The organism is Bacillus sp. mrc49, from assembly GCF_002803435.1.
Genome location: NZ_PHNG01000789.1, coordinates 1 through 21250 on the forward strand (window position 1 = coordinate 1; position 21250 = coordinate 21250).

At 41.5% G+C, this 21250-nt stretch carries 19 protein-coding genes, 1 tRNA gene, 2 rRNA genes and 1 pseudogene; 6 read left to right on the forward strand and 17 right to left on the reverse strand.

What is annotated here, in order from left to right; all coding sequences use genetic code 11:
- Window positions 1–186: 186 nt before the first annotated feature.
- The 6 genes from CVN76_RS25135 to CVN76_RS25160 form a co-directional block, all read right to left on the reverse strand.
- The gene (locus CVN76_RS25135; protein ID WP_100533504.1) at window positions 187–2916 is read right to left on the reverse strand and encodes a CHASE3 domain-containing protein; all 2730 of its coding nucleotides are present in this window, start codon (window positions 2914–2916) and stop codon (window positions 187–189) included.
- Window positions 2917–3476: 560 nt separating this feature from the next.
- On the reverse strand, window positions 3477–4484 hold the full coding sequence (locus tag CVN76_RS25140; RefSeq protein WP_100533494.1) for a C40 family peptidase: 1008 nt from the start codon (window positions 4482–4484) through the stop codon (window positions 3477–3479).
- 105 nt (window positions 4485–4589) lie between these two features.
- Window positions 4590–5654, reverse strand: a complete 1065-nt coding sequence (locus tag CVN76_RS25145; RefSeq protein WP_442857605.1) for a dipeptide epimerase — start codon at window positions 5652–5654, stop codon at window positions 4590–4592.
- Window positions 5655–5680: 26 nt separating this feature from the next.
- A complete protein-coding gene (locus tag CVN76_RS25150) occupies window positions 5681–6847 on the reverse strand; it encodes a DUF819 family protein (protein ID WP_100533495.1) in 1167 nt (388 codons plus the stop codon).
- Between the two features lie 72 nt (window positions 6848–6919).
- Window positions 6920–7240, reverse strand: coding sequence for a DUF3870 domain-containing protein (locus CVN76_RS25155; protein ID WP_061142132.1), 321 nt, complete (start codon window positions 7238–7240; stop codon window positions 6920–6922).
- 863 nt (window positions 7241–8103) lie between these two features.
- Window positions 8104–8601 carry a GNAT family N-acetyltransferase gene (locus CVN76_RS25160; RefSeq protein WP_100533496.1) on the reverse strand — a complete coding sequence of 166 codons (498 nt, stop codon included), beginning with the start codon at window positions 8599–8601 and terminating at the stop codon, window positions 8104–8106.
- A 315-nt stretch (window positions 8602–8916) separates the two neighbouring features.
- Between CVN76_RS25160 and CVN76_RS25165 the strand changes: the two genes are divergently transcribed.
- From CVN76_RS25165 to CVN76_RS25170, 3 genes and pseudogenes are all read left to right on the forward strand, one after another.
- Window positions 8917–9504 carry a hypothetical protein gene (locus CVN76_RS25165; protein ID WP_100533497.1) on the forward strand — a complete coding sequence of 196 codons (588 nt, stop codon included), beginning with the start codon at window positions 8917–8919 and terminating at the stop codon, window positions 9502–9504.
- Between the two features lie 468 nt (window positions 9505–9972).
- Complete coding sequence (locus CVN76_RS31265) at window positions 9973–10119, forward strand: BH0509 family protein (RefSeq protein ID WP_157805798.1); 147 nt, start codon at window positions 9973–9975, stop codon at window positions 10117–10119.
- 259 nt (window positions 10120–10378) lie between these two features.
- A pseudogene (locus CVN76_RS25170) lies at window positions 10379–10579 on the forward strand (tyrosine-type recombinase/integrase); the annotation flags it as partial.
- Window positions 10580–10619: 40 nt separating this feature from the next.
- Here CVN76_RS25170 and groL read toward each other — a convergent pair.
- Together groL and groES are read right to left on the reverse strand one after the other, a co-directional pair.
- Complete coding sequence (gene groL, locus CVN76_RS25175; protein ID WP_100533498.1) at window positions 10620–12257, reverse strand: chaperonin GroEL; 1638 nt, start codon at window positions 12255–12257, stop codon at window positions 10620–10622.
- A gap of 60 nt (window positions 12258–12317) precedes the next feature.
- Window positions 12318–12602, reverse strand: a complete 285-nt coding sequence (gene groES, locus CVN76_RS25180; protein WP_061142109.1) for a co-chaperone GroES — start codon at window positions 12600–12602, stop codon at window positions 12318–12320.
- 327 nt (window positions 12603–12929) lie between these two features.
- Between groES and CVN76_RS25185 the strand changes: the two genes are divergently transcribed.
- Window positions 12930–13655 carry a CPBP family intramembrane glutamic endopeptidase gene (locus CVN76_RS25185; protein ID WP_061142108.1) on the forward strand — a complete coding sequence of 242 codons (726 nt, stop codon included), beginning with the start codon at window positions 12930–12932 and terminating at the stop codon, window positions 13653–13655.
- Window positions 13652–13864 carry a YdiK family protein gene (locus tag CVN76_RS25190; protein WP_061142107.1) on the forward strand — a complete coding sequence of 71 codons (213 nt, stop codon included), beginning with the start codon at window positions 13652–13654 and terminating at the stop codon, window positions 13862–13864. Before CVN76_RS25185 ends, CVN76_RS25190 begins: the two co-directional genes overlap by 4 nt.
- A 29-nt stretch (window positions 13865–13893) precedes the next feature.
- Here the strand turns inward: CVN76_RS25190 and CVN76_RS25195 are convergent, their stop codons facing one another.
- Both CVN76_RS25195 and moaC read right to left on the reverse strand, forming a co-directional pair.
- Complete coding sequence (locus CVN76_RS25195; RefSeq protein WP_061461200.1) at window positions 13894–14553, reverse strand: redox-sensing transcriptional repressor Rex; 660 nt, start codon at window positions 14551–14553, stop codon at window positions 13894–13896.
- Window positions 14554–14581: 28 nt separating this feature from the next.
- Window positions 14582–15088, reverse strand: coding sequence for a cyclic pyranopterin monophosphate synthase MoaC (moaC, locus tag CVN76_RS25200; protein ID WP_100533499.1), 507 nt, complete (start codon window positions 15086–15088; stop codon window positions 14582–14584).
- Window positions 15089–15216: 128 nt separating this feature from the next.
- Between moaC and CVN76_RS25205 the strand changes: the two genes are divergently transcribed.
- Window positions 15217–17136: an ABC-F family ATP-binding cassette domain-containing protein gene (locus CVN76_RS25205; RefSeq protein WP_100533500.1), complete on the forward strand. Its 1920-nt coding sequence runs from the start codon at window positions 15217–15219 to the stop codon at window positions 17134–17136.
- 274 nt (window positions 17137–17410) lie between these two features.
- Here the strand turns inward: CVN76_RS25205 and tsaD are convergent, their stop codons facing one another.
- The 7 genes from tsaD to CVN76_RS25240 form a co-directional block, all read right to left on the reverse strand.
- Window positions 17411–18424 (reverse strand): tRNA (adenosine(37)-N6)-threonylcarbamoyltransferase complex transferase subunit TsaD, encoded by a 1014-nt coding sequence (tsaD, locus tag CVN76_RS25210; protein WP_100533501.1) that lies wholly within the window; start codon window positions 18422–18424, stop codon window positions 17411–17413.
- The gene (gene rimI, locus CVN76_RS25215; RefSeq protein WP_100533502.1) at window positions 18421–18873 is read right to left on the reverse strand and encodes a ribosomal protein S18-alanine N-acetyltransferase; all 453 of its coding nucleotides are present in this window, start codon (window positions 18871–18873) and stop codon (window positions 18421–18423) included. The genes tsaD and rimI overlap by 4 nt, the downstream gene beginning before the upstream one ends.
- 21 nt (window positions 18874–18894) lie before the next feature.
- Window positions 18895–19587, reverse strand: a complete 693-nt coding sequence (gene tsaB, locus CVN76_RS25220) for a tRNA (adenosine(37)-N6)-threonylcarbamoyltransferase complex dimerization subunit type 1 TsaB (protein WP_100533503.1) — start codon at window positions 19585–19587, stop codon at window positions 18895–18897.
- Window positions 19587–20039: a tRNA (adenosine(37)-N6)-threonylcarbamoyltransferase complex ATPase subunit type 1 TsaE gene (tsaE, locus tag CVN76_RS25225; RefSeq protein ID WP_061142101.1), complete on the reverse strand. Its 453-nt coding sequence runs from the start codon at window positions 20037–20039 to the stop codon at window positions 19587–19589. Before tsaE ends, tsaB begins: the two co-directional genes overlap by 1 nt.
- Before the next feature lie 201 nt (window positions 20040–20240).
- Window positions 20241–20314: transfer RNA gene (locus CVN76_RS25230), tRNA-Met, on the reverse strand.
- A 34-nt stretch (window positions 20315–20348) separates the two neighbouring features.
- Window positions 20349–20464, reverse strand: a 5S ribosomal RNA gene (gene rrf / locus CVN76_RS25235).
- 115 nt (window positions 20465–20579) lie between these two features.
- Window positions 20580–21250, reverse strand: a 23S ribosomal RNA gene (locus tag CVN76_RS25240); the annotation flags it as partial.

A 21250-nucleotide genomic window follows, 5' to 3' on the forward strand; every position in this document is an offset into this window, starting at 1 on the left:
TCATTTAGCTGAATCCTTCCATCTTCTCGTGTGAAGGTAGCTCGGTTTTTTAAGTTATATTTGCAAAATACAACTTAAAATATATGCAAATTATCGGTAAAAGCGAGAGAAAAAGAATCAAAATATACTTATCATCCTAGGTCTTATAGTTCATGGACTTGATTTTGCACACTTACCGTAAATCACTTACTTTGTCATCCAAACATGCATCACGGAAAACAGCTGTTCCAATTTCAATGGTTTGCTAATATAGTCTGACGCACCTGATTCCAGGCATTTTTTCCGGTCATCTTTCATCGCCTTTGCAGTCAGGGAGATAATCGGAAGATCCGCAAATTCTTTTATGTCACGAATCCGCTTCATCGTTTCGTAACCATCCATCTCAGGCATCATGATATCCATCAAAATGAGGTCTATCCCTTTATTTTTGTCTAGTACATCCAGGCATTCAAGGCCATTATTCGCAATCAGGATCTTCATCCCTTTACTTTCAAGAGCTCTTCTTAATGCAAAAATATTACGGTGATCATCATCGGTGATTAGAACCGTCTTGCCATAGAAAACATTATTTTCATCGGCCAATTCTTCATTTGACTTGGTATGTTCCACTTCCGGAACTGCCGCTATTGCTGAATTAGACTGTTCAAGAGTTGCTGCTACTTCTGCGGATGCTTGTAAAAATGTTTCACGGGAGATACTTTCTTCGGTAATACTCGGAATGAGAAGAGCGAACGTACTTCCTTTTCCTTCTTCACTATCAAGCTGGATTCTGCCACCTAAAAGTTTTGCAAATTCAGTGCTGATGGACAACCCTAGACCTGTACCGCCATATTTTCTGCTCGTAGCTCCTTCTCCTTGTTGGAATGCTTCAAAGATCAGGGCATGTGTTTCTTTTGGAATGCCAATTCCCGTATCCGTAACCGAAATCTCTAGCCAATAATCGACACCCGTGTAGTTCACGTTCGTCAGCACTTTCTTGATTTGGACGGATACAGAACCCTTCTCTGTGAACTTGAAGGCATTCGAGAGCAGATTTTTAATGATTTGCTGGAAACGCTTCTCATCGGTTTGGAAAATGGTCGGTACATCCGGGCTCATAGTTATATGAAAGTTAAGGCCCTTCTGATTCGCAATATGTGAGAAATTCCTCTCTAAACTGGCAGGAAGTTCACTTATATTCACTTCACTTAGCGTAAGCTCAAGCTTTCCAGCTTCAACTTTTGAAAGATCTAGAATATCATTGATCAAGTTTAACAAGTCTTGACCAGAAGAATGAATGACTCCAGCAAACTCTAATTCTTCTTCTGATAGAGAACGCGTGTTATTTTCAGTAAGCATCTCAGATAGGATCAAAATACTATTTAACGGAGTGCGTAGTTCATGAGACATGTTCGCCAGGAATTCCGATTTGTATTTAGAACTAATCGTAAGCTGTTTCGCCTTCTCTTCAAGATCTTTCTTTGCGATTTCAAGATCTCTTGACTTTTCTTCCGCTTCTTGTGAACGATTTTTCAGCTGCTCATTGATCATCTGTAATTCTTCTGACTGCATCTGCAGTTCCTCAGACTGACTCTGCATTTCTTCAGATTGTGCCTGAAGTTCTTCGGTCATCGTCTGAGATTCAGTTAATAGTCGTGCAATCTCCATGCGATCGATGACACTATTGATGGTTAACCCGAATGTTTCAAGTACAGTGTCTATAAAAGCGATATGCTGTCCCGTAAATTCATTAAGGCTCGCAAGTTCAAATACGGCGATGACTTCCCCTTCATGAATGATCGGAGCGATCAGAATACTTCTCGGCCTTGTTTCTCCTAATCCAGAAGAAATCAACTGATAGTCTGCTTCCATTCCATTGATTACTTGTATTCGTTTTTCAAGTGCACATTGGCCGATCAAGCCTTGTCCAAGATTGAAACTCTCTCTTCCTGCATCCTCCACCGAATCTGCAAAGGAAGCCTTTTTTACGAACTTAGTCCCTTTTTCTTTTCCTTCTTTACTATAAAAAGCTCCAAATGATGAACCCGTTATTTTAGCGGCACCGGATAGAAATGTCTCCGCAAGGTTCTCCAAAGAAGATATGCCTTGGTTCTTACTTACGACATTTGTAACACTCGTTTGCAGCCAATCCCGTTCTTCAAATGAATTCAGAAGTTCGTTCGTCGCTTCTCCAAGATCCCGAATCTCATCGTTGGTCTTAACGTGAATCCGCCCGCTCAAGTCACTGCCGTTCGCCATTGCACGGATGCTTGCCACAACCGCTTTTAACGTTTTGAGGATAGATCCGGATATAATCATCGCGAGGACAACAGAAGCAATGATGACGAAGGCTAACATGCTAAAGAGACCAATTTTCAGATTGAGGTTCTGATCGTTCAAACTCTCCGCACGTTGTTCCGTAAGCGCTTTTTCCTTATTTCGGAAGGTTTCAAATTGGATCAAGACGTTATCGATCTCTTCTTTTCCCCGTTCTTCTTTAAAAAATTCGCGAATACCCGCTGTATCGTTCTGCTCCTTCAGCTTAATGAACGGATCACCTGCGACCGCTACCCATTGCTTGATGCTTTCATTAATCGAATCAAGCACTTTTTGCTGTTTCGGATTGTCGGATAGAAGCTCCCTAAGTGCATTGTAATCACTTCTCAATTGGGCACGCGTCTCATTATACGGCTCTAAATAGCTCTGCTCTCCCGTAATAATATAAGCTCGCTGACCCGATTCCAGCTTTAAAAGATCTTTTTCAATTCGATTTGTGATATCTCTAACCGCGAAATCATGCTCGACGATAAAGTTTCTTTCCGTGTTCATCGTATCTAACTGTTTCATTACAGCCCAAATAGACGCAATTAAACAAATGATTACAACAATATACCCAGTAATAATCTTCTGGCGTATTCCAAATCTAAAATTATTCATCCATGCTTGCCTGCCTTTTAATAACATAATTTCTTTTAATTATAATATGTTCTACAAGATATAGATAGCTCTTAAGCATGTATATGTTTGATAGTAGGACAAGCACGCACGTATTCGAAGGAAACACTTCAAATAGGCTTGGTGACAGGATTCTTTTTGTAGCTCGCAACTTATAGCACGGACTTTGTATAACCCTGTTAAACATGTTTGCTTTAAAACTTTATTGTACTTAAATCAAATTCGGACTTCCTCATCTCCCGGAACTATATGCCTGTCTTTCTATGAAACTGGATGTATCAAGTTTCCCTTTCAACAACAATAAATCCTCCCCTAAGTAAACCACGGGAGGCCTCAAATTTGAAGATATTCACATGTTTGGTGAGCTTTCATGAATCATACACCATCGAAAATGTTTCGTGGCCAAAAAATTGGTAGCACCTGACTGAAATAGTCGGGTGCTACACCATAAAATATCAATCTACTCGTTATCTTCAGCGGCACCCACGCTCTTTATGGAACGATGAAGGGTAAAACTTTCTCTACACTTCGCAAATTTCTTGTTAAGGCAAATACCTTCTTGCACCTGATAATTCCTCTATATACCCTTTAGTATTAACAGGAATGATTTCAACATTTTTCTTTGAGTTTGGCGAATGAATCATCATACCATTTCCCGCGTACATCGCTACATGGTGTACACTTCCTTTTCCATTATCATGAGCAAAGAAAAGTAAGTCCCCCGGCTGGAGATCATCAAATTCAACTGAGACACCATTTTTTGCTTGGACACTGGAATCCCTTGGTATGGTAATTCCGTATGATTGATACATCGTAAAGGTAAATCCTGAACAATCAAAACCAAAGCCGCTCATGCCGGCCCATAAATAATGCAATCCAAGAAATTTTTTTCCTGTTTCTACTAATTCATCCCCTGTTGGCGCAGGAATTTCAGCTGTTGAGTGAAACAATTTGGCGTGTTCCTTTTTTACAAAAGCCTTTTTGCCATTTGGTTTGAGTACTTTATATGCATTTTTGGTTTCACCTTCATAGGGAAGGCGAGTATTGTAGCTAATTTCTATATTTTTTTCTTTAAAAGATGGTGATGGATAAAGAAAGGTTGTAGGTTCGGTAATCATAATGAAAGGTTGATTTTCTGCCTTTGCAAACTTTTTGCTGTAGGTTAATTGGGATGCTGGCATCCAACCAGGGTATCCTAAATCATTTCTTGGGGTTGGTTGACCCGCAACAGCAACTTTCACCCAATCACCTTGCCTTTCAAGAATTGTCACTTTATTTCCGTAAAGAGCTTGAGTTTCCAGCATTCCGTCAGCGGATAATTGCAATTGCTGCTCAAGTGTCATAGCACTCGTCCATTTTCTCATATTCACTGGGTTGTCAGCAGATGGTTCATCAACGGGACGTAAAATATTGGGAGCTGTCCAAAGTGTCGAAACTGAGACATCAACATAAGCGGTTTCATCCATTTTTTTCTCTTTCGCGTCTGCTTGTACATTCGAACCAAATCCTACTAGAAAAATGGCGATAATCGTTAAAATGAAACGTTTCATAATCCAAGTCCTCCCCTATTTTAATTTTACAATTGTTGAAGCCTTGAAACTATTATCCAATTAATTTACTATTACATCGCTATAGTAAAACTTCCATTACTCTACTTAGACCCGACCAATCCCAGGCAAATCCGATAATTTAATTTCTTCCCCGTGATACATAAGTACATCCGGTTTTTCCGAAAGCCAAAGCGGTGCGTCAAGATCAAAATATTTCACATTTGGATGTGAGGCCGCAAAATGGGCTGCAGCTCCAACAGAAAGGGCTGGTTCCATCATGCTTCCAATCATGCAAGCGACTCCATTCGCTTCGGCGATACTCGCAATATTCCATGCTTGTGAGATTCCACCACATTTCATTAATTTAATGTTTAGTAGATCAATATATCGACCAGCGACAAGTTTCAACGTATCTTTGGTCGAAAAGAGACTTTCATCCGCCATAATTGGAAGCCCAACTCGTTCCGTGACGAATTTAAGTCCCTCCAGATCATAGCTTGCTACAGGCTGTTCGATGAATTCAATGTTAAACTTTTTTCGTTCCATTTCGTTGATAAGCTGTACCGCTTGTTTGGGTCTCCAGCCTTGGTTGGCATCGAGACGAAGCTTAATCGTTTCTGGTATTCCATCACGGATGGCTTCGATACGTGCAATATCAAGCTCTGGATTTGCTCCAACCTTCACTTTTAAGGTTTGAAAGCCATCATCAACACTTTTGCGGGCATCAGATGCCATTTTCTCTGGTGTATCCACCCCAACTGTCATACATGTTTTCAAGTTCTTTTTATCGCCAAGAAAAGCATACAAAGGGATATTTAATAATTTGCAATAAGCATCGTGTACAGCAATGTCAGCAGCTGCTTTGGCACTTGTATTGCCGACACAGCAGGATTGGATTCTTTGAAGGACCGTTTGAAAATGAGTAATATCAGCACCCACAAGTTCATTTTTTATTGGCCCAACTAGAGCCGCTTCTATGCCCTCTGATGAGTCTCCCGTAATTATGAAGGTTGGTGCTGCTGCCCCCTTGCCAATCATGCCATTTTCAAGCGTTAATGAAACTTCGATATTTTCGATTTCGGTTGCTGTTCTTAATGCGGTTTTAAAGGGTACACGCAAGGAAACCTTACGATGATTGACTTGTAAGTCTTGTATAATCACGATACTCATTTCCCTTCCATTTTTTTATAGCCCTTTTAGAAAATACTTAATATTTTAGCAAGAATCATACCCAGATAGGTTCCAAGGAATGATCCGATTAATGCCATAATCACACCAACTGGAATAAGTGCGCGGCTATATGATGCAGCTAACATTGGCGCTGATGCCATCCCACCGATGTTCGCAAGGCTTGCCACGCCAAGTGTAAATAAATCATATTTAAAGAGTTTTCCTAACAATAGCATGATGATTAAATGGATCAACATGATCAAGAATCCAGAAACAAGATAAATCGGTGCTTGTGCAATATTTGAAAAATCCGATTGCGAGGCAATGAGTGCAACAACAACATATAGCATGACATTGGAGACATCCAATGCACCCGGAATTTTGGCAACTGGTGTTTGTCCTAAAATTAAACCGATAACGGAAGCAAGCATGATTGTCCAGCTTGTCCCATTAATTACCGCACCTATTTCAGGAAGATGCTGACCTGCAAAGGTAGATAGAGCTGAAATGAATAAACCAATACCCAGTAAATACAACATATGCTGGAATTGTACTCCAGTCTTTTCTTCGGAACTTGCTGCAGCCGCTTCCTCAAATCCTTTTTGAATAAAGCTTGTATCTGCTTTTGTCCAGCGATTAAACTTTCCCGCAAATGGAACAAGCCAAAACATGAACATGACCCAAACTGCGTAATTAATTGTATCCATCATTAAGGCATAACCAAAGATATTCTCCGGCACTTTCAATATGCCTTGAAGGGCTACCATGTTTGCTGACCCACCTGTCCAGCTTCCTGCAAGTGCTCCAAATGCCTTCCACGTATCTTTAATATAAAAGTGTTGAAAGGCGATATAGACTACGATAAAGCCAATCATAATACTGACAACAGCTACTAAAAACCCGCCAAGCATCCGCGGTCCTAGTTTGATAATACTGCGTATGTCACACTTTAATAACATGATGGCCAGCATAGCGGGAAGCAAGGCTCCTTTTACACTGGAATAAACAGTCGCTGTGGACTCATTATCTGCAAAGAGACCACAAGTTTGCATGATCGCAGAACCGATGTAAATAAGAACAATACCCGGTATAAATTTTAAAAAGCGATTGGTATTGAATTTCTTCTCAAACGCAACCATTAAAGCTGCAAAAGCAACTAATACACTGAAATACATGAATCCATCCTGAATCATTGATATATCCTCCTTAAAAAGACAAAAAAATCCAGCCTAACAAAAAATCGTTAGACTGGATTTTGTCTAGGTTTATTTAGACAAAGCAGTTATAGCTATATATTTCTTTAGAGCATCCTGAAAAGCGACAACCATCGCCTTTTGGGAAGAACCAAAATAACGGTTGGTAATATCTTCTACAATGGACGGATCATCCACATGACGTCCAATAAAAAGTGATTGCACAAAGCGAATGGTTAAATCCACTGTCGCCGAGCAATCCACATCAATAATTTTGCCATCTCTTCGATCGACTACCAGCGCCAAAAAATATTGACTGAATTTCATGGTAATCGGGTTATTTTGTGACGACTTCGCATCACCAATTATAAAAATCGTGTCTTTTTCATACATGCCATTGAATTCCTTTCAATCATAATTCAGACGATATAAGGGACCAACAAGGAGCACTTGCAGAAGCTTATATCATGAAATCGTTTTCAAAGGAATATTAACAATATACCATCCCTTTTATTTTCAGACAATAGGAAATTATTAATTATTAGCTTTGTAGAGTAAATTTTATCAAAAATTTCACGAAAAGGAAAAACTTTTATTAATGAAGCGGGTATCACCATATCAAATCACTGATACTTTTGTTAAAAAATAACCTATTCCATCTATTTGTATTAAGTTGGAAAGTTGAATCCGATTTTAATTACTGATAGTCCCTTTATTTTCAAGATCTTAATTGTCTCTGAATATTTAATCTCTAATACATTTATATCGAACCCTTTAATCAAATTTTCCAATCTAAAATAACCCCAGACCACGATTGGATATCAATTCAGTAATAGCATACGAATGGATCCAACAGATAAAAAACTTTGCATCTAATAAGCATTTCCATATTGTTCAGGTGATTTATAACGGAGGTAGTTAATAAAGTTAAACCAATATTTTAAAATCAAAAAAGCCCCTACTCAACAAGTAGGGGCTTTCCTAAAGATAAATGCCTCATGACGGCTGCCGCACAGATCGCTTATGTATTTTTAAAAGTAGTATGAAAAAGATTTTTTATACAGCATTAAACTGTATTCACTCAACAGTTATAAAATTTTCACTAAAGGTATTCACATGTTTGATGACCTTTGAATTCCAAAATATTCTTAATGACCAAAAGAAGGGTTTAAATAGTCAAAACCGATACGCATAGATCGAGTGTTTTCACCTTTCGCCCCACTGGCTAATCTTTAATACGGACGCACCTGTACGAATCAATTCTTATCCTCTCTAAATTTGACCAAGTTGAACCAGCTGGCTCCCCCATGTTGCGATCCAGATAGGCCATGGCTAACAAATCCCAATTTTTCATAGAAAGGAACTAATTCCTGTTTACAAGTTAAAGTGATTCCCTTTCTGTCATGTTCTTCTACAAGTGATTCCATTTTCTCCATTAAAGTCTTCGCAATTCCTTGCTGCCTGGCATTCTTGGACACAGCTAACCCTAGGATGCTCTGATATCCTCCACTTTTCGGATTCTCTTTGATTTCCTCAAAAAGATCATCCGTTATATAAGGCTGATCAATGATGGGACCATTAATATAACCAAGGATTTCCCCTTCCTTTTCTGCCACAATAAAGGTGTCGGATATCAGAGTGATCCTGTCCACAAACGCTTCCCTTGTGGCTGCTTCTTCCATGGAAAACCCTTCATTCTCAATAAGTAAAAGACGTTCTAAATCTGCAGCTTGAACATTTCTTAAAAAAATCATCCTGACTAAAACCCCTTTCCTCCCTAAAAAACATTATTAACATTAATTTATAAGTTTTTGCTACTAGCATTTCAAAAGTTATTAATAAAAAATAAATTAAACATTGATTATTCCTAGTATTTAAAATACCGTTAACAATGAAGTGAAAAACAAAAAATAGATATATTCGGTTATGTAGGTTTTATCAAATGCAATGACAAACAACCGGTAGATACCCTTATGCAACACAGGCGCGATACAGTTAAAAAATAAAGATATTTCGGGAATTTTCCTTTATGTCTTTATTTATCACGAATATAAAGAGGTGCTAAAAATATGCTTGCAAAATATACTTGTCCTTTTATTATTTGTATGTTCCTTCTAATGGGGTGCAGTACTACAGAAAAGACAAGTGAAAAAAATGTTAATGATCCAATTGAGACTAAACAGAATAACTCATCGAATCAAAAAAACAAATCATTAGAAAACAAGCTGCTTCCCCCTAAGTTTAGCATCACAAAGTTTGAAATGAATTATATTCCTGAGAATACGGAATTAACTTTTCTTATGAATTACGAAATAGATCTGGACATATACGAAATCTTACAGAAAAACACCCAAAAGATGTACTTTTCACTGGAGTACCCTGAAGCAGTATACGATATTTTTCATAAGACAACCAGTGAATCAGTGTTGGCAGAGCAGCCTAAAGATCACAAAACTACATATCAAACTCCATTCAAAATAAACATCGATTTAACGACAAAAGAATTGGAGAAAATAAAAAACAACTTATCTGGCTTTAACCTCATTATAGCTGACAAAGATAAGGATCCAATTGCTCATTTTATTGATTTGAATGGGTTCAATACCTTTAATCCTGATACATCAAACTCTACTCATATAGATGAGACAACGAAATAGATTGCAAAGAAAACTGCCGATTCAGATAATGCTTCCATTAACCCTCGTTAAATCGCTATATTAAGGGATTTAAGCAATAATTACATCATGCCGCCCATAGATTGTGAAGTCTTACATTATAACATCATACAATTTAACCTTAATTAAAGCACATAACAAAACATATGTTCTAAACTAAGATATTCACTCAAAAATTTAAAATAATAACATTTTCGGCATCCATTCGGCACCTTTGAATCAAATCCCTACTCCTTAACTAAATTCAGGCATTAGAATTTCGACCTTGTCTCATTAACTCCTTCAAAGTAAATAGATAAATACCATTTCTATATTGTTTCCTTAAAATTCATCTATATTTGATATTTGTTTAATCTAACATTGATATATATAATAAAAATAAGATAAAAAAGAAAGCGTTTTCAATATTTAAATACTTCGTTACTTCTCATATTATAAGGAGGATTTAAGATGAGCCAAGTAGAAGGAAATTCCAAAGCGCAGAAATTAATTGAGCAACAAAAGTTCAATGAGAAAGATATTTCCAAGATGACGGATTCACAGATTGAATATTATCACTGGCTCTATTTCGATGACTCTGTTTATGATTATATGTAACTCAAATATAAAAGGAAAAGCGGGAAAAATACTGATAATTCAGGGTTCCCCGCTTTTCCTTTTATCCTTTCAGAAATACTTCCCACTCAAGCCAAAACATTTTCTAAAGAACGTTTTATGATCCACGTATCACAATCCTACGTTCAACAGTTATTCATATAAAAAAGCCCTCCTTGGATATATGGCAGCGTAGAGATCAGTAAGGTTTTTCTTGTTTTCCAGATGATTTAGTAGCTGAACCCAAATGCTATGTGGAACTAGGCATACGCATACATCCTTACTGATCGAAGCAGGGGTGGGTTTGAAAGAAATTCAACAACGATTAGGACATACGGATATTCAAACAACGATGATTATCCATGCTCATATGACTGATAACAAAAAAAAGGCCTCCCACAGTAAACCGTGGGAGGCCTTTAAATTTAAAGATGTTCACATGATTGGTGAGCATTCATTCTGAATCCTCGTTAAATCCCTGTATTAAGGGATTTAAGCGAAGATTACATCATGCCGCCCATTCCACCCATGCCGCCCATGTCAGGCATGCCCATGCCGCCAGCGCCTGCTGGTTCTGGTTTGTCAGCAACAACAGCTTCTGTTGTTAGGAACATGGCTGCAACTGATCCAGCGTTTTGTAGAGCTGAACGAGTTACTTTAGTTGGATCGACGATACCGGATGCGATCATGTTGACCCATTCGCCAGTAGCTGCGTTGAAGCCAGTGCCTACCGCTTCGCCTTTTAGGCGTTCAACGATTACAGAGCCTTCAAGTCCAGCGTTGTGAGCGATTTGGCGTACAGGCTCTTCGATTGCACGAAGGACGATTTTCACGCCTGTTGCTACGTCGCCTTCCGCTTGGATTTCAGCGATTTTATTGTATACGTTAAGAAGTGCTGTACCACCACCGGCTACGATACCTTCTTCAACAGCGGCACGAGTGGAGTTCAATGCATCTTCAATACGAAGTTTACGTTCTTTTAATTCTGTTTCTGTAGCTGCACCGACTTTGATTACCGCTACACCGCCAGCTAATTTAGCAAGGCGTTCTTGTAATTTTTCACGGTCGAATTCAGAAGTCGTTTCTTCCAATTGAACACGGATTTGGTTTACACGAGCTTGGATTTGCGCTGTATCTCCAGATCCTTCAACGATCGTTGTGTTTTCTTTTGTAACAACCACTTTAGAGGCACGTCCTAAAGATTCGATTGTTGCAGATTTAAGGTCAAGTCCGATTTCTTCAGTGATTACTTCGCCGCCTGTAAGAGCTGCGATGTCTTCAAGCATTGCTTTACGACGGTCACCGAAACCAGGAGCTTTAACCGCAACTGCATTGAATGTTCCACGAAGTTTGTTCACAACAAGAGTTGCAAGCGCTTCGCCTTCTACATCTTCAGCGATCAATAATAGCGGTTTCCCTTGTTGTACGACTTGCTCAAGTACAGGAAGGATTTCTTGGATATTCGTGATCTTTTTGTCAGTGATCAAGATATATGGATTTTCAAGGACTGCTTCCATTTTATCTGAATCAGTAACCATGTAAGGAGAGGCATATCCGCGATCGAACTGCATACCTTCTACTACGTCCAATTCCGTCGTGAAACCTTTGGACTCTTCGATAGTGATGACGCCGTCGTTGCCAACGCGCTCCATCGCTTCGGCAATCAGTTGGCCCACTTCTTCATCAGCTGAAGAGATGGCAGCAACTTGTGCAATCGATTCTTTGTTTTCGACAGGTTGGGAAATGGCTTTCAATTCTGCGATGGCAGAGTTGACCGCTTTCTCGATCCCTTTGCGGATACCCATTGGGTTCGCACCAGCTGTAACGTTTTTCAAACCTTCACGGATCATCGCTTGCGCTAGGACCGTTGCAGTCGTCGTGCCGTCACCAGCTACGTCGTTCGTTTTGCTTGCTACTTCAGCAACCAATTTCGCACCCATGTTTTCGAATGCATCTTCCAATTCGATTTCTTTAGCGATCGTCACACCGTCATTCGTGATAAGCGGTGAACCGAATTTTTTCTCAAGAACCACGTTACGACCTTTTGGTCCAAGCGTTACTTTCACTGCATCTGCAAGTGCGTCCACACCACGAAGCATGGAGCGGCGTGCTTCTTCACTAAATTTGATTTCTTTAGCCATTTTTAAGTACCTCCCTAAAATTTTAAGAAAATTTTTCGTTCAGTTAAGTATGATGTATAATTAGCCGATTACAGCCAAAATGTCGCTTTCACGTAAAATTAAGTATTCAGTATTTTCGTATTTAACTTCAGTACCTGCATATTTTGAGAAGATAATTAGATCGCCTTGGGCAACCTCTAAAGCAACACGTTCGCCATTTTCAAGGACACGGCCAGTACCGACTGCTACTACCTTACCTTCTTGTGGCTTTTCTTTTGCAGTATCAGGAAGAACAATACCGCTTGCCGTTTTCTCTTCAGATTGAACTAGTTCAATAATAACGCGATCACCTAATGGTTTTAACAAGTGAAACAACCTCCTCATATTCTCTTGATAATGTGCTTCATGATTATTAGCACTCTTCATCATCGAGTGCTAACACATTTATAATATTAAATAAACCGAGCCTTTTTTGCAAGTATCTTATCGAAAATTTTTTATTAATTTCTGATAAATTCCGGGTATACTACATTAACATAATGATTAGATACGGAAATGTTTTTGCAGGGGTACCTTTGAGTGGTGTTCTTCCTCATTATTTGATACCATTTTGGAGTATGCGTTTATCGATTGTCCCCCTGTCAGGAACGTTTTCAGGCGAAATGGGCGACTAAATAAAAGGAGTTTTCATTTTTGAAAAAAGAATATTGGTTCGTCATCATCACTTACATTGCCATGCAATTATCCAGTATTGTCGGGGTACCCATCTTCATGCTGATAGGGACTTCAACCGGAATGCCTGCTGATGAACTTGAGCAAAAGTCTGCAGCATACTGGATCGTATTCAGCTTTTTCGTTGCATTAGCCTTGATTCTTTTTTTAATGAGAAAAGATATGAAGGAAAAGATGGACACAAGCAACCAAGCTCCCGTTTCCGAATCGATATTGTGGGCGATAGGCGGTGTGTTCTTGGCCCTGGCTGCTCAAGCTGTTGCTGGGATCATTGAACAAAATCTTGGTGTGGAGCCTGAATCGGAAAATACGCAGCAACTCATTGCAATCATTTCCCAAGTCCCCATGGTCATATTCGTCACTTCAGTACTCGGACCAATCATGGAAGAAATCATTTTCCGGAAGATCATTTTCGGATCACTTCATAAACGCTTTAACTTCTTCATTTCCGCTGTACTTAGCTCGGTTATTTTCGGCTTGGCGCATGGTGAATTGGAGCATCTGCTTTTATATACGGCAATGGGCTTTACCTTTGCTTTTCTTTATGCGAAAACTGGCCGCATCCTCGTGTCCATGAGCGCACATATTGCGATGAATACGCTTGTTGTCATCTTTCAAGTCGTGAATCGCGAGCAAATTGAGAAGATGCTGGATACTGCTCAAGCCTTCATCGGAGGTTTATTATGAAACGACAGTCACCCTTGTTCATCGGAATCATCTATGCAGGCTTAGGTGTCCTTTTTACGGCAATTGCGGTCCAAACCGTCAATTCGTCAGGATGGGGCATCTTCGCCTACATACTTGTCCTTATCGCGACGCTTGATTTTGGATCGGGCTTACGGATGATCATGATCCATTTTAAGATCAAGGCAGCGCAAAAAAATAAGAAAAAATAAAAAAAACGCTGCAAATGTGCAGCGTTTTTTCATTCTTCTAATGCCGCTTCCTCCACTACCGGATAATGCTTCAAAAAGTAGATGAGCGATTGGAGCTCCACGGCAAGGTCAATGTGGTGCACCCTTATGGATGGCGGCACCGTCAGCCGCGCAGGGGTGAAATTCAATATCCCTTTAATGTCCGCTTTGACCAGGCGATCGGTAATCGTCTGGGCCACTTGTGCAGGGACTGTCAATATAGCAGCCGTGATATTATTTTCCTGCAATAGTGTATCGATTTGGTCCATATGATAAATCGGCACATCGGCTATTTGCTTCCCTACCTTGTCTTCAGAAACTTCAAATGCCATTTCGATCTTTGTATTATTATTTTTTATGAAATTGTAATTCAAGAACGCAGTCCCTAAATTCCCTACCCCGATCAAAGCGACTTTCGTCAGCTCATCTTGATCCAGGGTTTTCCTGAAGAAGGATAATAAATAATTGACATTGTAGCCGTAGCCTTTTTTCCCAAGCGCGCCAAAGTAGGAAAAATCGCGGCGAATGGTGGCAGAATCCACTTTTACAGCTTCGCTTAGCTCTGCCGAGGAAACTCTTTGTTTTCCTGAGGAGTGTAAGTTCTTTAAAAATCGATAGTACAGTGGCAACCTTTTTGCAGTTGCCTGCGGTATCTTTGGGTCATGGTTCATCATTCTTCCCCGCCTTCACACATGCTTTTCAATCTCTATTTGTTTGATTTACTTGTCTTCTATAATCGCTGCTGGATACTCCACCGGTTTTCTCGACTAAGAATGTAGGCCCGATTACCATACCCTTATCCAAGGCCTTACACATATCATATACAGTAAGGGCAGTCACGGATGCAGCTGTTAACGCTTCCATTTCCACACCTGTACTCCCTTTGGTCTTGGCTTCCGTTTCAATCCCAAGTTTATATCCCTTTGGTTCCTTTTCCCAATCAAAGGCTATATTGACACCCTGCAGTGCAATGGGATGGCACATCGGGATGATATTGGACGTATTCTTGCTGGCCATGATCCCCGCAACTTGGGCGACAGCCAGAACATCACCCTTTTTCATTTTCTGGTTGGTGATCGCTTCATATATTTCATCGTTCACCATAATGCTCGATCGAGCCGTGGCCGTCCGGGTCGTTTCCGGCTTGGCACTCACATCGACCATTTTTGCCCTGCCTTGATCATTGAAATGCGTCAAGTCTGCCATTAAATAACCCCTCCTAAATAATACACTATTATTCCACTTTATGTAACAGCTTGTTTGGCCCGGAACCAAGCTATTGCCGATAATAACTATAATACGTTACACTAACAATAATCAATTGAGGTGAAACTATGATTTTATTACAAATCAATCAACTATCAAAATATTACGGAGCTGAACTTATTTTATCAAATATGAAGCTCGAAGTTCAGAATAAAGATCGAATTGCACTTGTCGGGCGGAATGGTGCGGGGAAATCCACATTGCTGAAAATCATAGCCGGCCAGCTATCGCATGATGGCGGTGAAATCATCAAGCCAAAAGGTGTCACGATCGGCTACATGGCACAGGATACCGGCCTTGAATCCGAGCTATCCATCTGGGATGAGATGCTGACCGTATTCAAGGATCTTATGGATCAAGAGAAGGAGCTGCGCCGCCTTGAAGCGGATATGGCCAAGCCTGATATCTTTGGAAATGAAGCCGTGTACCAAAAGGTTCTCAATGAATATGACGCACTGATGGTCGCATTCAAGGAAAAGGGCGGTTATCAGTATGAAGCGGATATCCGTTCCGTATTGCATGGCCTTCAGTTTGCAGACTTTGACTACTCTACCCTGATTTCCACATTGAGCGGCGGCCAAAAAACGAGGCTTGCTCTAGGGAAGCTGTTGCTAAGGAAACCGGATATATTGATACTCGATGAGCCGACTAACCATTTGGATATCGAAACCCTCTCATGGCTTGAACAATATTTACAAAGCTATCAAGGCGCTGTCCTCATCGTTTCCCATGACCGTTATTTCCTAGATAAAGTGGTCAATCAGGTCTATGAAATTTCCCGCAATAATATGAAAAAGTACTATGGAAATTATAGTTCCTACCTAGAGGGAAAAGCCGAGGATTATGAGCGGGACATGAAGCTGTTCGAGAAACAACAGGGGGAAATCGAAAAGCTCCGCGACTTTGTCCAACGGAACATCACAAGGGCTTCGACCACGAAAAGGGCGCAAAGCAGGCGCAAACAGCTTGAAAAGATGGATGTGCTGGACAAGCCGCAAGGTGATGAGAAATCCGCCAATTTTTCATTCCAGATTGAGAAGCAAAGCGGAAACGAAGTGCTCCACCTTCAGGATTTGGCCATCGGTTACGAAGATGAAACGGTCTCCAAAAACATTAACTCACGGATGACGAAAGGCGAAAGCATAGCGCTAGTCGGTCCGAACGGGGTTGGAAAATCGACATTACTGAAGACGATCATATCCAAGCTGCCTGCACGTGCCGGATCTTTCCGTTTCGGAACGAACGTCGAGGTCAGCTACTACGATCAAGAACAAGCCAACCTTATTTCCAATAAGCGCGTACTCAATGAATTATGGGATGACTATCCCCTTAAACCGGAAAAGGATATCCGCACGGTTCTCGGGAATTTCCTTTTTAGCGGGGACGATGTTTTGAAAACCGTGTCCACTTTAAGCGGCGGGGAAAAGGCCCGGCTGGCGCTGGCCAAGATGATGATGGAGAAAGGGAATTTCTTGATACTGGATGAGCCCACGAACCATTTGGATCTCGACAGTAAATTGGTGCTCGAAAATGCGTTGATCGATTATCCGGGAACGATACTTTTCGTCTCACATGACCGTTATTTCATAAATAGAATTGCCACCAAGGTCATCGAGCTCTCCAAGGAAGGCAATGAGGAATTCCTTGGTGATTATGATTATTATGTAGAGAAAAAACAAGAGCAAGCGGAGATCAAGGCGCTTGAACAGGAAAATCAAGCGAAAATCGTAGATGTGGCTGTCGAAAAAACGAATTACAAAATTGATAAGGAAGCTAAAAAGGCTGAACGTCAGAGAAAGCGGCGGATAGAGGAAATCGAGGCGGCCATGGAGCAGCTTGAAGCCGAAATAAACGAATACAATGAACTCCTTTGCGACCCAAATGTATTTCAGGACCACGAAAAAGTGATGGAGGTCCAAACAAAGCTCGATCAAGCTCAAGAAACATTGGACCAGCTTCTCGAGGAATGGGCGGAATTGGAAGAATGACAAAAGACCAGAGTCTGATGACTCGGTCTTTTCTTTTTGAATGAAAAGAACAATTAAAGTTATCCACAAACTTGTTCACAAAACAATCACCATTCACTAGCGAATAATTTGAGTTATGCACATTATCCACAGAAACATATTCACTTATCCACATAAACACCTGTTTATACACATGCCGTTTGATTTCCGAAAAAAATTATCCACAGAATATTCTATTTTTAATAAAACAGGGCAAAAAAAGGATCCCTCGATGGGGATCCTGTCTTCTCATTCTTTAAAACATTTCTATATCCAATCCAGGATTTCCGTTCAAATCCATTCCGGAGCGTTTACCCTTTTCGAACATTACACTTCCAGCAGCACCGATCATCGCCGCATTGTCCGTGCAAAGATAAAGGGGAGGGATGGATAGATCGATAGGCAACTCCGAAAATGCCTCCGTTAACGCTTCCCTTAGCCCCTTATTCGCAGCAACTCCCCCTGCAAGCAATACCTGTTTAACGTTGTACTCTTTGGCAGCCTTCACAGCCTTCACGACGAGAACTTCTATTACGCTCGCCTGGAAGCTGGCAGCCAAATCTTCAGGTTCAATCTTTTCCCCGCGCTGTTCTGCATTATGCAAAGTATTGATCACGGCAGATTTCAATCCACTGAAGGAAAAGTCATAGCTGCCTTCCAGCCACGCCCGCGGAAGCTTCAATGAAGGTGAACCCATTTGGGCAAGCCTATCGATATGCGGACCGCCTGGATAAGGAAGCCCCAAGGTCCGCGCCACTTTATCATAGGCCTCACCTGCTGCATCATCACGCGTCTCCCCTATCACCTTGAAGGAGCCCGGTTCTTCCAAAAGGACCAATTCGGTATGGCCGCCTGAAACGACCAAAGATAGTGCAGGGTACTCAATTTCCTGAATAAGCCGATTCGCATAAATATGGCCGGCAATATGATGTGTCCCGACAATCGGGATTCCATGGGCGAAAGCCACCGCTTTAGCCGCATTCACACCTATCAGGAGAGCCCCTACCAGACCAGGGCCCTCAGTAACAGCTATGGCATCCAAATCTTCATAGCCCACACCTGCCTGGAGCAGGGCTTCTTCAAGTACAATCGTAATTTGCTCCACGTGATGACGCGAGGCTATTTCAGGGACGACCCCGCCAAAACGTTTATGGCTTTCTATTTGTGAAGCCACGACATTGCTTACTATCTCTGTTCCATTTTTGATGACCGCAGCCGCGGTTTCATCACAGCTCGTTTCAATTCCTAATATAAGTTGATCTGTTTTCATGCAAAATTCACCCACATAACATAAGCATCTTCTAGATTATCTGTATAATAATTTTTCCGGATTCCACCCTTTTGAAAACCTAGCTTTTCATAAAGTGAAATGGCCACCACATTACTGACACGAACTTCAAGAGTCATCCTCACCACACCCATGGCAAGGGAGATCTCAACCATCTTCCTGAGCAAGGCTTCCCCAAGCTTTTGCCCTCGATATTCGGGTAGAATGGCAATATTGGTGATGTGCGATTCATCGATGACGATCCAAGCACCGCAATAACCCGCAATTTTCCCCTCGTCCTCTATTACCATGTATACGGCATATTGATTATGATTCAATTCATTATAAAAAGCTTCCCGGCTCCAAGGCAGAGTAAAGGACTGTGTTTCCACGTGCAGCACTTGGTCGATATCTTCCGTTTTCATCTTTCGGAACGTCATTGTTTTACTCATAATAATCGGTCGCTTTCTTTTTTATTTCCCCTGCTGTTCAAGCCACTTAGCTTCTGCTTCCGCCATGCGTATATAGTTCGGTACAAACTTGTGAATATCCTCTTCCGTCTTGTCAAGGCCAAGGAAAGCCAGTTCGCTTGGTCTTGAGTTGAAGGACTGTATCGGGGCAAATACGGCTAATTCGCCCAGTGAGTCCGTGATTGCCTCCCGATGGATATCTGCATCTTGGCCAACAAATAAAATGGGACGGTCCAATCCCTTCAATCGTTTCGCCCATTCAGAGGATAGGATATTACAATCTTCCATCACCGTTTTTAACAGATTATTGTCCATTTCATATAGCCCGGTATAAATCTGCCCCCTTCTTGCATCGAACAAGGGAGAAATCAGCCCATTAAAATGGCGTCCATTAGCGGCCAGCGCTTCCAGACTCGAAACGCCTGATAACGGTATTTGAAGCGTCCAGGCCAAAGTTTTGGCGATCGTCACACCAATCCTTACGCCTGTGTAAGAGCCTGGCCCCTTGGCGACCACTATCTTGGTCAATTCCTTTGGAGCCGTGTCACAATCCTTAAGCAGCGTTTCAATGGCCGGCATGACCCGAACTGAATGATTCTTCTTCAAATTTGTCGTGTACTCTCCAATTACCTGATTGCCATCCACAAGGGCGACCCCTAATGTGAAGTTGGATGTATCTATCGCTAAAACTTTCATCAAATAATCTCCTTACATAACTTTACATACCGGTCACCTTTAGGTTCCAGGACAATCCGCCTGCTAGTATCACCGAGACGATAAATATAGATGGTCAAGATTTCATCTGGAAGCTGATCCTTTATTATATGTGCCCATTCAACGACAGTCACACCATCACCTTCAAAATATTCATCGAATCCTAAATCTTCTTCGGATTCACTAACCCGGTATACATCCATATGAAATAAAGGCAATCGGCCCATGTATTCCTTTATAATCGTAAAAGTTGGGCTGTTTACCGTTCTGGAAACGCCTAACCCTTTGGCCAGGCCTTTGGTAAATGCCGTTTTCCCTGCACCCAAGTCGCCTTCCAGGGCCAATACATCACGGCTTGAAAGCCTTTGGGCCAGCTTCTGGGCAAACTGCGCCGTTTCTTCTTCATTTTGTGAAATCCATTCAACATGCTGCATATATCAATCACCTTTTATCATTATTAGCAAAATCATCATCCGGGTCTTGATGTGAACCAGAAACGATATTTAACACGATAGTCAAAGAGCTCTATATGTAGTTTACCTTGTTTCAAAAGAAGAAACAAATAAGTTAAGGTCTTATTATTCGCATTATGGATAAAACAAAAAAACGAAACATAAGTTTCGTTTTTTTCATGATTGCGGGGACAGGATTTGAACCTGCGACCTTCGGGTTATGAGCCCGACGAGCTACCGGACTGCTCCACCCCGCGACGGTATAAATGATGCTTTATGAAACTGATTACAGCTTGGCGGCGTCCTACTCTCACAGGGGGAAACCCCCAACTACCATCGGCGCTGAAGAGCTTAACTGCCGTGTTCGGAATGGGAACGGGTGTGACCTCTTCGCTATCGCCACCAAACATATAATCTTTTTCAGTACATTTCTTATCATAACATATATGGTTTTGAAATGCAAGAAGAAATTTTCATTCCTTCAAAACTAGATAATAAGAAGGTATTTCATTTTTTAAAGCGTTGGTTAAGTCCTCGATCTATTAGTATCAGTCAGCTCCACATGTCGCCACGCTTCCACCTCTGACCTATCAACCTGATCATCTTTCAGGGATCTTACTAGCTTGCGCCATGGGAAATCTCATCTTGAGGGGGGCTTCATGCTTAGATGCTTTCAGCACTTATCCCGTCCGCACGTAGCTACCCAGCTATGCCTTTGGCAAGACAACTGGTACACCAGCGGTGCGTCCATCCCGGTCCTCTCGTACTAAGGACAGCTCCTCTCAAATTTCCTGCGCCCGCGACGGATAGGGACCGAACTGTCTCACGACGTTCTGAACCCAGCTCGCGTACCGCTTTAATGGGCGAACAGCCCAACCCTTGGGACCGACTACAGCCCCAGGATGCGATGAGCCGACATCGAGGTGCCAAACCTCCCCGTCGATGTGGACTCTTGGGGGAGATAAGCCTGTTATCCCCGGGGTAGCTTTTATCCGTTGAGCGATGGCCCTTCCATGCGGAACCACCGGATCACTAAGCCCGACTTTCGTCCCTGCTCGACTTGTAGGTCTCGCAGTCAAGCTCCCTTGTGCCTTTACACTCTACGAATGATTTCCAACCATTCTGAGGGAACCTTTGGGCGCCTCCGTTACTCTTTAGGAGGCGACCGCCCCAGTCAAACTGCCCACCTGACA